The following is a 12,979-nucleotide window of genomic DNA, read 5'->3' on the forward strand; positions in this document are numbered from 1 at the left end:
GTCGTACGGCGGGGCCCCGAAGGTCACTTGAGCTTGGCCGCCTGGGCGTCGACCACGACGGACGAGACGGTGTACGGCTTGCCGGACGTCAGCTTGCCGAGGTTGAGCGTGTAGTACGTGGCGATGGTGTTGCCGTGCCGCACCACTTCGGTGTGCACGTCGCCCGTTCCGCCCTCCTCCATCGCGCCGGACGCGGCGAACGCCACCGACTCGTCGCCGGTGCCGGAAGCCTTCTCCGGAGCGATCTTGGCGAGCTTCTGGTCCTCGCCCTGCGCCGAGATGGTGAACCCGCCGGCGCAGCTCGCGACCGCGTCGGAAACGGACTTGAAGGTCTTCTCGGCGCCGTCACCTTCGTAGGAGGAGAGGCTCACGAGGGTCGTGTCGGCGTCGAAGGCGCTGGCGAGGTCGTCCTCGGTCATGTCCTCCAGGGACGTGGAGTTGCCCGTGGGCAACTTCTCCTCGGTGGCGGTGATGCTCACGCTCGCGTCGGTGTCACCCGGCGCGAGGCCGCCCATGGTGTAGGCGAGCGGCTGGCACTCGGCCTTGTCGACCTTCACCGCGCTCTTGGAGGTCGGGTACGACTCGTCGGTCGCCTCGACCTTGTATCCCTTGACGTCGCCCTGGGCGATGAGCAGCTTCTTCAACTCGGCCGTGGTGAGCGCCTTCGCGGCCTGGGCGGTGGGCGACGAGGAGGAGGAACCCGATCCCTTGGAGTCGTCCGACCCCTCGTCAGAACAGCCCGTGATGAGGGCGAGCGACAACACGCTCACGGCAGCCGTGGCGCCGATACGCGCCCCCGATGATCTCTTCATGAGCGGACTATGAAGGTTGAGTCAAAGAAACGTCAAGCTGCTTAAAAGCCCAGGCGTTCGCGGCGTACCGAATACACCACAAAACCCGCTCCCAGGGCGAGGAAGAGGCTTCCGCCCACCACGTAAGGGGTGGTGTCGAAGCTTCCGGTGTCGGCGAGTTGGGTCTCGCTCCCCAGCTCGGTCGTGGCCGCGGACGCGGCCCGCGCCTGCGTGGTGGCCTGGGCGGGCGCGGTCACCGAGGGCTGCGTTCTCGCCGGGCTGTCCTGGGACGCGTTCGCGGACGGGACGAACCAGAGGGCACCCAGGAGGGTCCCCGCGGCGGTGGCGGTCAGCAACGGACGGCGAACGGATGGCACGGAATATCGATCCCCTTGTGGCGCTGGTGAATTGGCCGTGTAGGGCGATGCTAATGAAAGTCGCGGGTCGCGGGAAAGCTACGGGAGGACGGAGCCGTACGCTCCGGGCATGAGCAATGAAGAGACATCACGTTTTGTACGGCTTCGCGTGGAACTTGTTGTGGAAGTGGACGACGCGGACGCCGTGACGGAGGCGGCGCTGCGGCGGATCGCGGATGACGTCGAACTGCCGGGCGACGAGCGGGCGCACGCCGAGAGCGCTGTGACGGAAGACACCGCGGAGGCCCTCGCGTATCTCGTGGACCCGTTCGACCTGGTCAGCGGGGTGCCCGGAGTGGAGCTCCAGCAGGCCTCCTGGTCGAGCGAGCAGATCGACTACGACCCGGATTCGCCTGATTGGGATCTCGACGAGGATGATGTGGTCGAGGACGACGATGACGACCGCGTGTCCGGCATCGGCTGAGCGGCTTGGGGAATTCATGACCCCGGGCGGCAACCGCCGCCCGGGGTTTCGTCGTCTCAAGGGGCGCACTGGTCCCTCAAGGGGCGCACTGACCGACACCCGCACCACGGGCCCCGGCGGGCGACCGCCTGGCGGACGTGGTGCGACCCACACATGAGAACTATGTGAAATGGGACGAACCGGTCGTAGCGTTGGGTGTTCTAACGGGGTTCTCGGGGATTTGGATAATCGGCAACGATGGAGAAGCGTGTGATGACGGACAGTAAGCGGCGCAGGCTGATGACCGCGTCCGCACTGCTCGGCGGTGTGCTTGTGCTCACGGCGTGTTCCGGCGACGCGGACGCGTCCGGGGGTGGCGACACCTCGCAGGCCAAGGTCGACGAGGCGGCGGCCCAGAAGACGTCAGTGGCACAGATCACGATCACACCAAAGGACGGCTCGTCCAACGCCTCCATCAACAACTCGGCGGCCGTCACCGTGAGCAAGGGCACGCTCACGGATGTGTCGATGACGACCGCCGACGGCACCGCCGTCGCCGGCCAGCTCTCCGCGGACAAGACGAGCTGGAAGCCCAGCGCCCAGCTGGAGCGCTCCACCACCTACAAGGTGGCGGCCAGCGCGAAGGACTCCGACGGCCGCGCGGCCCACGAGAACGCCTCGTTCACCACGGTCTCCCCGGCCAACAGCTTCATAGGGAACTTCACGCCGGAGAACGGTTCCACCGTCGGCGTGGGCATGCCGGTGTCGATCAACTTCAACAAGGCGATCGAGAACAAGGCCGCCGTCCAGAAGGGCATCACGGTCACCTCCAGCAGCGGTCAGGAGGTCGTCGGTCACTGGTTCAACGCCAACCGCATCGACTTCCGCCCCGAGGACTACTGGAAGGAGAACTCCACCATCACGCTGAAGCTCGCGCTCGACGGTGTCGAGGGCGCCTCCGGTGTCTACGGTGTGCAGCAGAAGACGGTTACCTTCCACATCGGCCGCAACCAGGTCACCTACGTCGACGCGAAGACCAAGCAGATGAAGGTCACGCAGGACGGCCAGACGGTCAAGACCATCCCGATCTCGGCCGGCTCGCCCGAGAACAAGACGTACGAGGGCCAGATGGTGATCTCCGAGAAGTTCAAGGAGACCCGGATGAACGGCGCGACGGTCGGCTTCACCGACGACGACGGCAAGGGCGAGTACGACATCAAGGACGTACCGCACGCCATGCGCCTGACCAACTCCGGCACCTTCGTGCACGGCAACTACTGGGGCGCGAAGTCCATCTTCGGCAGCGTGAACACCAGCCACGGCTGCGTGGGCCTGTCCGACACCAAGGGCGCCAACGACGCGAGCACCCCGGCGGCCTGGTTCTACAACAGCTCCATCATCGGTGACGTCGTGGTCGTCCAGAACACCGGCGACAAGACCGTCTCCCCGGACAACGGCCTCAACGGCTGGAACATGGACTGGGCGCAGTGGAAGGCGGGTTCGGCCGCCTGACGCGTCCGACACCGCCCGCTCACAGCTCTCCGATGCCGCCCCACAGGGCGGCATCGGTGTTTTCACAGCTCTTCTGGGGCCGGGCAAAGGATTTTTGGGGTCTGGACACAGCCTTCTCATCGTTCTCTTATTTCGGCCTTATCCAGTCATCACGCGCCGTACCTAGCTTGCGGCCATGTTCTTCACCTACCTGAGGCGCGAACTGCGCCGCCGCAGAAAAGCGGCCCTCGTCGTCGCCTCCGGACTCGCGCTGGGCATCGCGCTGGTCATCGTGGTCAACTCCGTGTCCTCCGGCATGGGGAAGGCCCAGGACAAGGTCCTCCAGTCGCTCTACGGGCTGGGCACCGACATGACGGTCACCAAGGCCGCCGCGCCCGCCACCAGTACCTCGGAGCGTCCGCGCTTCCAGTTCGACGCGCAGGACAACGACTCCGACGAGGAGCAGAGCACCGACCGCGTCATGGTCCAGGGCTTCCAGACCCTGGCCACCTCGACCGTGACCAAGGTCGGCAAGCAGAGCGGCGTCTCGGACGCGGTCGGCGGGCTGAGCCTCCAGGTCATCAAGGTCAGCGGCCAGTTCACCCGCGGCCAGTTCCAGCAGAACGACAGTGGCGGCAACCAGCAGGGCGGCCCCGGCGGCGGCGAGGGCAACGGCCAGCCGCAGGGCGAGGTCCAGGGCGGCGGCGCCAACTTCGACGTCAACAACTACTCCGTCTACGGCACCGACGTCACCAAGCCGGCGCTCGGCCCGCTGACCTCCTCCAAGATCAGCAGCGGTCGTACGTTCAAGACCTCGGAGTCCAACGCCAAGGTCGCCGTCCTCGACTCGGCGTACGCCAAGGAGAAGAAGCTCAAGGTCGGCTCCACCGTCACCATCAAGAGCGTCAAGTTCAAGGCGATCGGCGTCGCCACGGCCGACAGCGGTGACTCCGCGGCCAACGTCTACATCCCGCTGACGCAGGCTCAGACGATCAGCGACTCGAAGAACAAGGTCACCACGATCTACGTCAAGGCGACCGACTCGCAGAAGATCGACAGCGTCAAGTCGACGATCCAGAAGAACGTCTCCGGTACGACCGTCACGACCTCCGCGGACCTCGCGGACACCGTCTCCGGCTCCCTGTCCACCGCCTCCAGCCTCGCCACCAACGTCGGCAAGTGGCTGTCCATCGCGGTGCTCGTGGCCGCGTTCCTGGTCGCCGGTCTGCTGACCTCCTCGGCCGTCTCCCGCCGCGTGCGCGAGTTCGGCACGCTCAAGGCGCTGGGCTGGAAGTCCGGCCGCGTCACCCGGCAGGTCATCGGCGAGGCCATGGTCAACGGCCTGCTCGGCGGCGCCCTCGGTATCGCGCTCGGCCTGGCGGGCGCGTATGTCGTCACCGCGATCAGCCCGACGCTCGAGGCCCAGACGGGCGGCGGCGGAGGCGGCGGCAACGCGGGCGGCCCCGGCGGCGCTGGTGGTTTCGGCGGCGGTGGCCGGCAGGCCGCGGCCAAGACCCTCGACGTCGCGCTCACCGCACCCGTCAGCGTCACCACCGTCGTCCTCGCGGTCGGCCTGGCCGTCGCCGGCGGCCTGGTCGCCGGCGCCTTCGGCGGCTGGCGCGCCTCCCGCCTGCGCCCGGCGGACGCCCTGCGCCGCGTCGAGTAGCCGACACCCCGCACGGTTCCCGCGGCCCTGGGGCCCGCCCTCTGTGAGGCGGGCCCCAATCCCCATCCTTCACCCAGGAGTTGCCCACCATGTACGAACTCAAAAGCGTCACCAAGCGCTACACGCGGGGCAAGGACACCGTCCACGCGCTCGACGGCATCGACCTGACCATCGCCGACGGCGACCGGCTCGTCATCCAGGGCCCCACCGGCGGCGGCAAGTCCACGCTGCTGCAGATGCTCGGCGGACTCGACCGGCCGACCTCCGGCGAGGTCGTCCTCGACGGCACGGATCTGGCCAAGCTGTCCGAGGCCAAGCTCACCAAGGTGCGCAGCGAAAACATCGGCTTCGTCTTCCAGTCGTTCAACCTCATCCCGACGCTGACCGCGCAGGAGAACGTCGAGACCGCCCTCGTACCGCTCGGCGTGAAGGTGAAGGACCGGCGTGAACGGGCCGCCGAGGCACTGAAGTCGGTCGGACTCGGCGAGCGGCTGGGGCACCTGCCCAGCGAGATGTCCGGCGGTCAGCAGCAGCGCGTCGCCATCGCCCGCGCGCTGGTGAAGCAGCCGAAGGTGCTGCTCGCCGACGAGCCCACCGGCAACCTCGACGAGAGCATGCGCGACGAGATCATGGAGGTGCTCGAGCGCATGTGGAAGGAGCACGGGCTGACCTTCATCATGGTCACCCACGACTCCGCGATCGCGAAGAAGGCGCCGCGCCTGGCGACCATCCGCAAGGGCAAGATCACAATCAAGGAGAACGCGAACTCGTAGCGGAGGCCGCCGAATTCGCACAGGAGACCGCGCCTCACAACAGGCCGAATCTGTGAGGTACCTGTCTATTGAGGTGCCTGATCGCCCCCCGGCATACTGCGTATTCCGGGGGGTGTGCGCGTATGCGTACGGGAATGCCCCCTGGCCGGGGGAGAGGGGAAATCACCCGGCACTCCAGTACCAGGGGGAGTTTTGCGCAGACAAGTGAAAAAGGCGTGCGCGGCAACCGTCGCCACGGCGGCCGCAGTTGCTCTCGCCGCGGGTATGACCAGCCCGGCGTCGGCGAAGCCCGAGCAGCGCGCGAGCACCGCGACCCAGCTTTCGGCCAGGCACCACATCACCCTGATCACCGGCGACCGGGTCGCCGTCGACACCCAGGGCCGGGTCGTCGGCCTGGAGCGGGCGAAGGGCCGCCAGAACATACCCGTACAGATCCGCAAGGCCGACGGGCACACGCTCGTCATCCCGGCCGACGCGGTCCGTCTGGTCGCCACCGGCAAGCTGGACCAGCGGCTGTTCGACATCTCCGAGCTGAACAAGTCCGCGACCCGCAAGTCCCAGCAGCACGGCCTGAAGGTCATCGTCGGCTACACCGGCGCCGCCACCGCGGCCAAGGCCGACGTCCGCGACGCGGGCACGCTCCGCCGGACCCTCAAGTCCCTGAACGCGGACGCGCTACAGACCCCGCAGGCGGACACGCCCGAACTGTGGGACGCCGTCACCAACGGCGACAAGACCGCCTCCGGCGTCGCGCACGTCTGGCTCGACGGCGTCCGCAAGGCCAGCCTCGACAAGTCCGTACCGCAGATCGGCGCCCCCAAGGCGTGGGCGGCCGGCTACAACGGCAAGGGCGTCAAGATCGCCGTACTCGACACCGGGGTCGACGCGACCCATCCCGACCTCAAGGACCAGGTGATCGAGGCCAAGAACTTCTCCACGGCCGCCGACGCCACCGACAAGGTCGGCCACGGCACGCACGTCGCGTCCATCGCCGCGGGCACCGGCGCCAAGTCGGGCGGCAAGTACAAGGGCGTCGCACCCGGCGCCAAGATCCTCAGCGGCAAGGTCCTGGACGACACCGGCTCCGGTGACGACTCCGGCATCCTCGCCGGCATGGAGTGGGCGGCCGAGCAGGGCGCCGACGTCGTCAACCTCAGCCTCGGCGGCCAGGACACACCCGAGCTCGACCCGTTGGAGGCGGAGGTCAACAAGCTCTCCGCCGAGAAGGGCATCCTCTTCGCGATCGCCGCGGGCAACGAGGGGCCGGAGTCGGTCGGTTCGCCGGGCAGCGCGGACGCGGCGATCACCGTCGGCGCGGTCGACGACAAGGACGTCCTCGCTCCCTGGTCCAGCACCGGCCCGCGGGCCGGTGACGGCGCCGTCAAGCCGGACGTGACCGCGCCCGGCGTGGACATCACGGCCGCCGCGGCCAAGGGCAGCGCCATCGACCAGGAGGTCGGTGAGAAGCCCCCGGGCTACCTGACCATCTCCGGTACGTCGATGGCGACGCCGCATGTCGCGGGCGCGGCGGCGATCCTGAAGCAGGAGCACCCGGACTGGGGCTACGCCGAGCTGAAGGGCGCGCTGACCGGCTCCGCGAAGGGCGGCAAGTACACGCCGTTCCAGCAGGGTTCGGGCCGTATCCAGGTCGACAAGGCCATCAAGCAGACCGTCGTCGCCGACCCGGTGTCGGTGGGCTTCGGGGTGCAGCAGTGGCCGCACACCGACGACAAGCCGGTCACCAAGCAGTTGACCTACCGCAACCTCGGCACGACCGACATCACCCTGAAGCTGTCGGCGACCGCCACCAACCCCAAGGGCCAGGCGGCTCCGGCCGGCTTCTTCAAGCTCGGCGCCACCACGGTCAAGGTCCCGGCCGGCGGCAAGACCTCCGTCGACGTCACCGTCAACACCAAGCTCGGCGGCACCGTCGACGGCGCGTACTCCGCGTACGTGACGGCGACGGGCGGCGGCCAGACGGTCCGTACGGCCGCGGCGGTGCAGCGTGAGGTGCAGTCGTACAACGTCACCGTCAAGCACATCGGCGAGGACGGCCGGCCGACCAACAGCTACAACACGGTCCTGCTGGGCTACTCGGGCCTCGGCAAGGACCGCGGCTACCAGGTCCCGGTCGTCGACTCCGGTACGACGACCCTGCGCCTGCCCAAGGGCACGTACCTGCTGGACGCCTGGATCGCCAAGGACTTCGTGAAGCTGGAGGGCGGCCTCGACTGGCTGGTCCAGCCGAAGCTGAGCGTCACCAAGAACACCACGGTGACGATCGACGCCCGTACCGCCAAGCCGGCCGACATCACGGTCCCGGACGCAACTGCCACACCGGTGTCCGCGGCGATCGACTACATGTACGAGCCCGCGGGCGTCGCTATCGGCGTGGGCCTGACCTCCTTCGCCGACCTGCGCATGGCACACCTGGGCCCGGCCGTCTCCAGCGGCCTCGTCCAGACCTGGAGCGGCCAGTGGACCAAGGGGGCGGGCACCGAGTACGACGTGGCCACCAGCGCCAAGGCCACCAAGATCCAGGGCGCCAAAGTCCACCACTTCAAGGCGGCCGAGCTCGCCACGGTGAAGAACGACCTCGGTGCGTCCGCCCCCGGCAAGACCGGCGGCCTCACCACCTGGGGCTTCCTCCCCGATGACCTCGTCATCAACTTCCCCGTCGAGCAGCAGCTGCCGGGCATCCGCACGCTGTACCTGTCGACGGTGGACAAGATCCAGTGGTCGTTCGACTTCGAGCAGTACGCCGGCAAGGACGCCGAAGGCTTCCCGGTCGCGGACGCCTACTACACCCTCGGCGACCCGCAGACGTTCAAGGCGGGCCAGAAGTACACGAAGACCTTCAACACGGCGGTCTTCGGCCCGCATCTGAACCCGTACTACGGCCTCTTCCGCGACGGCAACAGCATCTACGGCTACCTGCCGCTGTTCGCCGACTCGAGCAAGCACGCGGGTTCGTCGGACTTCACCTCGGCGACCACGACCCTGTACCGCAACGGCACCAAGGTCGGCTCCAACAAGGACCCGCTGTTCGGCGAGGAGGCGTTCACGGTCCCGTCCGGCGATGCCGCGTACCGGCTGACCACCTCGGTCAGGCGCAGCACCGAGGTCGCCGACGCCTCCACCCGGATCGACGCGAGCTGGACCTTCCGCTCCAAGAAGACCACCTCCGACCTGCCGGTCACCCTCCCGGCCGCCACGGTCCGCTTCGACGCGAAGACGGGCCTGGACAGCAGGGTGACAGCGGGCAAGACGGTCACCTACCCGGTCACCGTCGAGGGCGCGGCCAAGGGCGGCAACCTCAAGTCGCTGACCGTGTGGGTGGCGTACGACGGCAAGACCTGGAAGAAGGTCCAGGTCAAGAACGGCACGATCACCGTGAAGAACCCAGCGGCGGGCAAGGGCATCGCCCTGCGCGCCAAGGTCGTCGACAAGAAGGGGAACACGTCCACGGTGACGATCTACAACGCGTACTACGGCAAGTAGCCCTCCAGCTCGCACCAGACGGCCGTGAGGGCGTCGAGGAGGGCGAGGCCGCGGCCGGATTCGTCCGCTGCGGCTGTCTGAAGCAGCACGGGGAGCGCGCGCGGGTCGGGGTCGGCGACCTCGACCCGCGTGTTGTGCGGCCGCGGTCCGTGAGACGGACGTCGAAGTCGTGGCGGCGGAGATGGTGGCGTAGCTGACGATCAGCGTCTCCCGGAAGCGAACAGATCAGCTACTTAGTGCAACGCGTATGATACCGAGAGTAGTTGGCGGAGGGGTTGAGGAGGGGGGCGAGAAGGGATGCCGATGGAGCAGCAGGAAGTCCTGGACAAGTTGCGCGGGTTGTGCGCCAGGGTGATGTCCGTGCCGGAGGAGTCGGTGGTGCCGCAGGCGCGTCTTGTGGGGGATCTGGGGGCCGACAGCCTGGACTTCACCGAGCTGGAGGCGATCGTCCGGGATGTTTTCGGGATTGACCCCGAGCCCTCCCGGATCCAGGGGGCGGTCACGGTCGGGGACGTGGCCGAACTCATCGTGGCGCTCCGGGCGGGCACCCCCGCCGGAGAAGCCCTCGCATGAGCAAGGACCGACGGGTCGCAGTCACCGGCCTGGGGGTGCGGAGCGCCGCCGGGACCACGCCGGAGGCTCTGTGGAAGGCGCTGCTGGAGCCACGGCCCGCGGCGGCAGCCATCCGCTCCTTCGACGCGAGCGCACTACCGGTCGACGTGGCCTGCGAGATCCCTGGCTTCGACCCGGCGGGCTACCTGACACCGAAACAGGTCGCCCGCACCGACCGGTCGGTGCAGTTCGCGCTCTGCGCCGCCACGGACGCCGTCCGGGACGCGGGTGGCCTGGCTGCCGTGCCGGAGCGCCGAGCGGTGGTCACCGGCACCGCGTACGGCGGCGTCCTCACGCAGGAGGAGGGGATCGGGCGGCCCCGCGCACTGTACGTGCCGAAAATGATGTCCAACGCGGGGGCCTTCTGGATCACGACGGAGCACGGCATCGGCGGCCCCAGCCTGACGATCTCCACCGCGTGTGCCTCGGGTGGGCACGCGGTGGGCGAGGGCATGCAGCTGATCCGGGCCGGGAGCGCCGATGTGGTGGTGGCCGGAGGGCACGAAGCCTCGCTGACGCCCACGAACCTGCTGGCCTTCTGCCGGGCGGGCACCCTGGCTACCGGGTTCGCCGATCCGGCTGGGGCCTCGCGGCCGTTCGACGCGGGGCGGCGGGGGTTCGTCCTGGCCGAGGGGGCCGCCTTCGTGGTGCTGGAGCGGCTGGAAGCGGCCCGGGCCCGAGGGGCACGGATCTACGCGGAGCTGACCGGCTACGGGCGCAACTCCGACGCTTACCATCTCACCTCGCCCCATCCCGAGGGGGCAGGGGCGCGGGCCTGTATGGAGCTGGCGCTGGCTGATGCGAGCGTGGCGGCGCAAGAAGTGGTGCATGTGAACGCGCATGGCACGGGGACGGAGCTGAACGACCTGGCCGAGGCGCGGGCGATCACCGCTGTCTTCGGTGCGGGCGCGGTCCCGGTGACCGCGCCCAAGGCGGTTACCGGGCATGCGATCGGCGCGGCCGGGGCGCTGGAGGCGGTGATCGCCGCACTGTCCGTCGCCGAGGGGCTGGCGCCGCCGACCGCGAACCTTGCGCAGCTCGACCCCCGATGTGAGTTGGACCTGGTCAGCGGGGCTCCGCGCAAGCTCCCCGCGGGGCCGGTGATCAGCAACAGCTTCGCCTTCGGCGGGCACAACGCATGCCTCGTGCTGGCCCCGGTGCAGCGCTGAAAAGGCGCTGAGAAAGGTACAAGGGGACCGAGAAGGGTTCAGGGGTCGGCCAGAGCGGCGCGGAACTCCCGGTCGAGCGCCGTTCGCACGGGCACGAAGCCCAGCTCGGCCCGGGCCTGGTCACTGGTGCAGGTCCAGGACGCCTGGACCAGCTCGCGGGCCTTGTCCCGGTTGAGCAGCGCCTGTCCGCCGCGCGAGCGCGCGGCGGCCTCGGCGACCGCCGCGGCGGCCATGACGGCGGCCCGGGGAAGCGACAGCAGCAGTGGCGGTTTCCGATCGAGCGCGCGGGCGGCCGACCGGCAGATCTCCTGCCAGCTCCGGGGCGTGCCGTCGCACACCTGGTACACCCCCGCGCCGGGCTCCTCCGGTCCAAGGCGCCGTCCTGCGGTGAGGGCGGTGAGCAGGGCCGCGCACAGGTCGTCCACGTGGACCAGGCAGTAGTGCGCGCCGCTGGGCGCCGGTCGTACGCCGACGCCTGCCCGGACCATCCCCGCCAGAGTGGGGAACAGGCCCGGGTCCCCGGGGCCGTAGACCACAGGGGGGCGCACGATGGTCGCGGGAACACGGTCGGCATGGCCACGTACGACGGCCTCGGCGGCGAGTTTGCTGCGGCCGTAGTGCGACACGGGGGCGGGGGCGTCCGTCTCGGTGCGGGGCCGGCCGGGGGTCGAGGGGCCGGCGGCGGCGATCGAGGAGCAGAACACCACTGTCGGCGGCGTGTCGAGGGCGGCGGCGGTCCGCAGCACAGCGCGGGTGCCCCCGGCGTTGACCCGGTGGTAGTCCCGGGCATCGGCGGCCCTGGTGACGGCGGCCAGGTGCATCACCGCGTCCGCCGCTCCCAGGGCGCAGCTCAGGGTGCGGCTCTCCTGGAGCTCGGTGACGGTGCAGCTCACGCCCAGGGAACGCAGCCGCTGGAGGGCGGGCGGTGAGGAGACGGCCCGGACCAGGGCGGTCACGGTGTGCCCCTGCCCGATCAGGTGCCGGGCCAGACGCTGCCCGACGAACCCGGTCGCCCCGGTGAGGAGGATGTGCATGTCTACCGCCTCACAGAGGGCGCTCGTAGAGGCGGTGGGTGACGCCGCGGACCCCGCCCATGGCGGCGATCCCCCGGTTGGCGGAGGTGTTGTTCTCCAGCGTCCAGGAGGCGTCGACGGTGCGCATGCCGAGCGCGCGGGCCTCCTCCAGTCCGGCCACCCGCAGCAGCACGTCGACACCCTGGTTCCGGTACTCCTCCAGGACCCCGATGAGCAGGGCCCGTCCGCCGGTCGTCCGGCGCAGGGCGCGGGCCATCCGCACGGCGCCGAGGGGCAGCCCGTACCGCCACAGCCGCCCGCCCGCGGCGCGCAGCGCGGGGGCGGCGTCCCGCAGGATCATGCCGAAGCCGACAGGCCGCCCGTCGATCTCGACGATCTTGGTGACACTGTGGCGCAGCAGCGGTGTGAAATCCCGCGCCGCGTACAGGAATTCGCGCTCGGTCATGGGGGCGAACCCCCAGTTGTCCGACCAGGCGTCGTTGTACATCTGCTGCAGGACAGCGGCCTCGCTGTCCAGGCGGTCGAGGTCGAGGGAGCGCAGCGTGTGGTCGTGGCGCTCGGCGATGCGGTCACGCAGCCGGGTGAGCCGGGCGGGGATCGGGGCGGTCAGGTCGATCGTCCAGCTCCACAGGTCCTTGGCCCCCTTCAGCCCGTATGCCTCGAACAACCCTGGGTAGTAGGGCGGGTTGTATGGCATCTGCATGACCGGCGGGGTGTCGAATCCGTCGACCAGCAGCCCGCATTCGTGGTTGGTGGACAGGTTCAGCGGCCCCAGCAGGGTGTCGCGCCCGCGCGAGCGCAGCCACTCGGACGCTGTGTCGAACAGGGCGGCGGCGGTTTCGCTGTCGTCCACGCACTCGAACAGCCCGAAGACGCCTTGGGTGAGGCGGGGATCGTCCACGGCCGCGATCCGGCCGACCGTCTCGCGGCCCCGGCGGGCCAGGAACAGCTGCACGTCGGCGATGTCGTGGAAGGGGTGGCGGCGGCGCGGGTCGAGGAAGGCGCGGTGCTCGCTCTCCAGCGGCGGGGTCCAGTGCGGGACGGCCGCGTAGAGACCGTACGGCAGCCGGATGAAGGCGGTGAGGTCGGCACGGCCGACGACGGGGGAGACGGTGAGCGGCAC

Annotated in this window: 11 protein-coding genes; 7 read left to right on the forward strand and 4 right to left on the reverse strand. The window is 69.4% G+C overall.

Annotated features, from left to right (window positions below; translation table 11 throughout):
* Positions 1–23 precede the first annotated feature (23 nt).
* Both ABT114_RS35085 and ABT114_RS35090 read right to left on the reverse strand, forming a co-directional pair.
* Complete coding sequence (locus tag ABT114_RS35085; RefSeq protein ID WP_351146981.1) at positions 24–812, reverse strand: hypothetical protein; 789 nt, start codon at positions 810–812, stop codon at positions 24–26.
* Positions 813–853: 41 nt separating this feature from the next.
* Positions 854–1,168: an LAETG motif-containing sortase-dependent surface protein gene (locus tag ABT114_RS35090; RefSeq protein WP_351146982.1), complete on the reverse strand. Its 315-nt coding sequence runs from the start codon at positions 1,166–1,168 to the stop codon at positions 854–856.
* A 109-nt stretch (positions 1,169–1,277) separates the two neighbouring features.
* Between ABT114_RS35090 and ABT114_RS35095 the strand changes: the two genes are divergently transcribed.
* From ABT114_RS35095 to ABT114_RS35130, 7 genes are all read left to right on the forward strand, one after another.
* Positions 1,278–1,631: a hypothetical protein gene (locus ABT114_RS35095; RefSeq protein ID WP_351146983.1), complete on the forward strand. Its 354-nt coding sequence runs from the start codon at positions 1,278–1,280 to the stop codon at positions 1,629–1,631.
* A gap of 252 nt (positions 1,632–1,883) precedes the next feature.
* Positions 1,884–3,122 (forward strand): L,D-transpeptidase, encoded by a 1,239-nt coding sequence (locus tag ABT114_RS35100; RefSeq protein ID WP_351146984.1) that lies wholly within the window; start codon positions 1,884–1,886, stop codon positions 3,120–3,122.
* A 175-nt stretch (positions 3,123–3,297) separates the two neighbouring features.
* Positions 3,298–4,767: an ABC transporter permease gene (locus ABT114_RS35105; protein WP_351146985.1), complete on the forward strand. Its 1,470-nt coding sequence runs from the start codon at positions 3,298–3,300 to the stop codon at positions 4,765–4,767.
* An 89-nt stretch (positions 4,768–4,856) separates the two neighbouring features.
* Positions 4,857–5,540 carry an ABC transporter ATP-binding protein gene (locus ABT114_RS35110; RefSeq protein WP_351146986.1) on the forward strand — a complete coding sequence of 228 codons (684 nt, stop codon included), beginning with the start codon at positions 4,857–4,859 and terminating at the stop codon, positions 5,538–5,540.
* 264 nt (positions 5,541–5,804) lie between these two features.
* A complete protein-coding gene (locus ABT114_RS35115; protein ID WP_351146987.1) occupies positions 5,805–9,041 on the forward strand; it encodes a S8 family peptidase in 3,237 nt (1,078 codons plus the stop codon).
* Between the two features lie 303 nt (positions 9,042–9,344).
* Positions 9,345–9,614, forward strand: a complete 270-nt coding sequence (locus tag ABT114_RS35125) for an acyl carrier protein (protein WP_351146988.1) — start codon at positions 9,345–9,347, stop codon at positions 9,612–9,614.
* A complete protein-coding gene (locus ABT114_RS35130; protein WP_351146989.1) occupies positions 9,611–10,822 on the forward strand; it encodes a beta-ketoacyl-[acyl-carrier-protein] synthase family protein in 1,212 nt (403 codons plus the stop codon). The genes ABT114_RS35125 and ABT114_RS35130 overlap by 4 nt, the downstream gene beginning before the upstream one ends.
* Positions 10,823–10,860: 38 nt before the next feature.
* Here the strand turns inward: ABT114_RS35130 and ABT114_RS35135 are convergent, their stop codons facing one another.
* Together ABT114_RS35135 and ABT114_RS35140 are read right to left on the reverse strand one after the other, a co-directional pair.
* Complete coding sequence (locus ABT114_RS35135; protein ID WP_351146990.1) at positions 10,861–11,856, reverse strand: NAD-dependent epimerase/dehydratase family protein; 996 nt, start codon at positions 11,854–11,856, stop codon at positions 10,861–10,863.
* A gap of 10 nt (positions 11,857–11,866) precedes the next feature.
* Positions 11,867–12,979, reverse strand: a complete 1,113-nt coding sequence (locus ABT114_RS35140) for a hypothetical protein (protein WP_351146991.1) — start codon at positions 12,977–12,979, stop codon at positions 11,867–11,869.

Origin of the sequence: Streptomyces sp. NPDC002088 (assembly GCF_040296605.1) — a bacterium.
Taxonomy (GTDB): domain Bacteria; phylum Actinomycetota; class Actinomycetes; order Streptomycetales; family Streptomycetaceae; genus Streptomyces.

Excerpts from the sequence above, each read along its gene's own strand:
- ABT114_RS35085 (WP_351146981.1), bottom strand. The coding sequence starts at position 812 with ATGAAGAGATCATCGGGGGCGCGTATCGGCGCCACGGCTGCCGTGAGC.
- ABT114_RS35095 (WP_351146983.1), top strand. The coding sequence starts at position 1,278 with ATGAGCAATGAAGAGACATCACGTTTTGTACGGCTTCGCGTGGAACTT.
- ABT114_RS35100 (WP_351146984.1), top strand. The coding sequence starts at position 1,884 with ATGACGGACAGTAAGCGGCGCAGGCTGATGACCGCGTCCGCACTGCTC.
- ABT114_RS35105 (WP_351146985.1), top strand. The coding sequence starts at position 3,298 with ATGTTCTTCACCTACCTGAGGCGCGAACTGCGCCGCCGCAGAAAAGCG.
- ABT114_RS35110 (WP_351146986.1), top strand. The coding sequence starts at position 4,857 with ATGTACGAACTCAAAAGCGTCACCAAGCGCTACACGCGGGGCAAGGAC.
- ABT114_RS35115 (WP_351146987.1), top strand. The coding sequence starts at position 5,805 with ATGACCAGCCCGGCGTCGGCGAAGCCCGAGCAGCGCGCGAGCACCGCG.
- ABT114_RS35125 (WP_351146988.1), top strand. The coding sequence starts at position 9,345 with ATGGAGCAGCAGGAAGTCCTGGACAAGTTGCGCGGGTTGTGCGCCAGG.
- ABT114_RS35130 (WP_351146989.1), top strand. The coding sequence starts at position 9,611 with ATGAGCAAGGACCGACGGGTCGCAGTCACCGGCCTGGGGGTGCGGAGC.
- ABT114_RS35135 (WP_351146990.1), bottom strand. The coding sequence starts at position 11,856 with ATGCACATCCTCCTCACCGGGGCGACCGGGTTCGTCGGGCAGCGTCTG.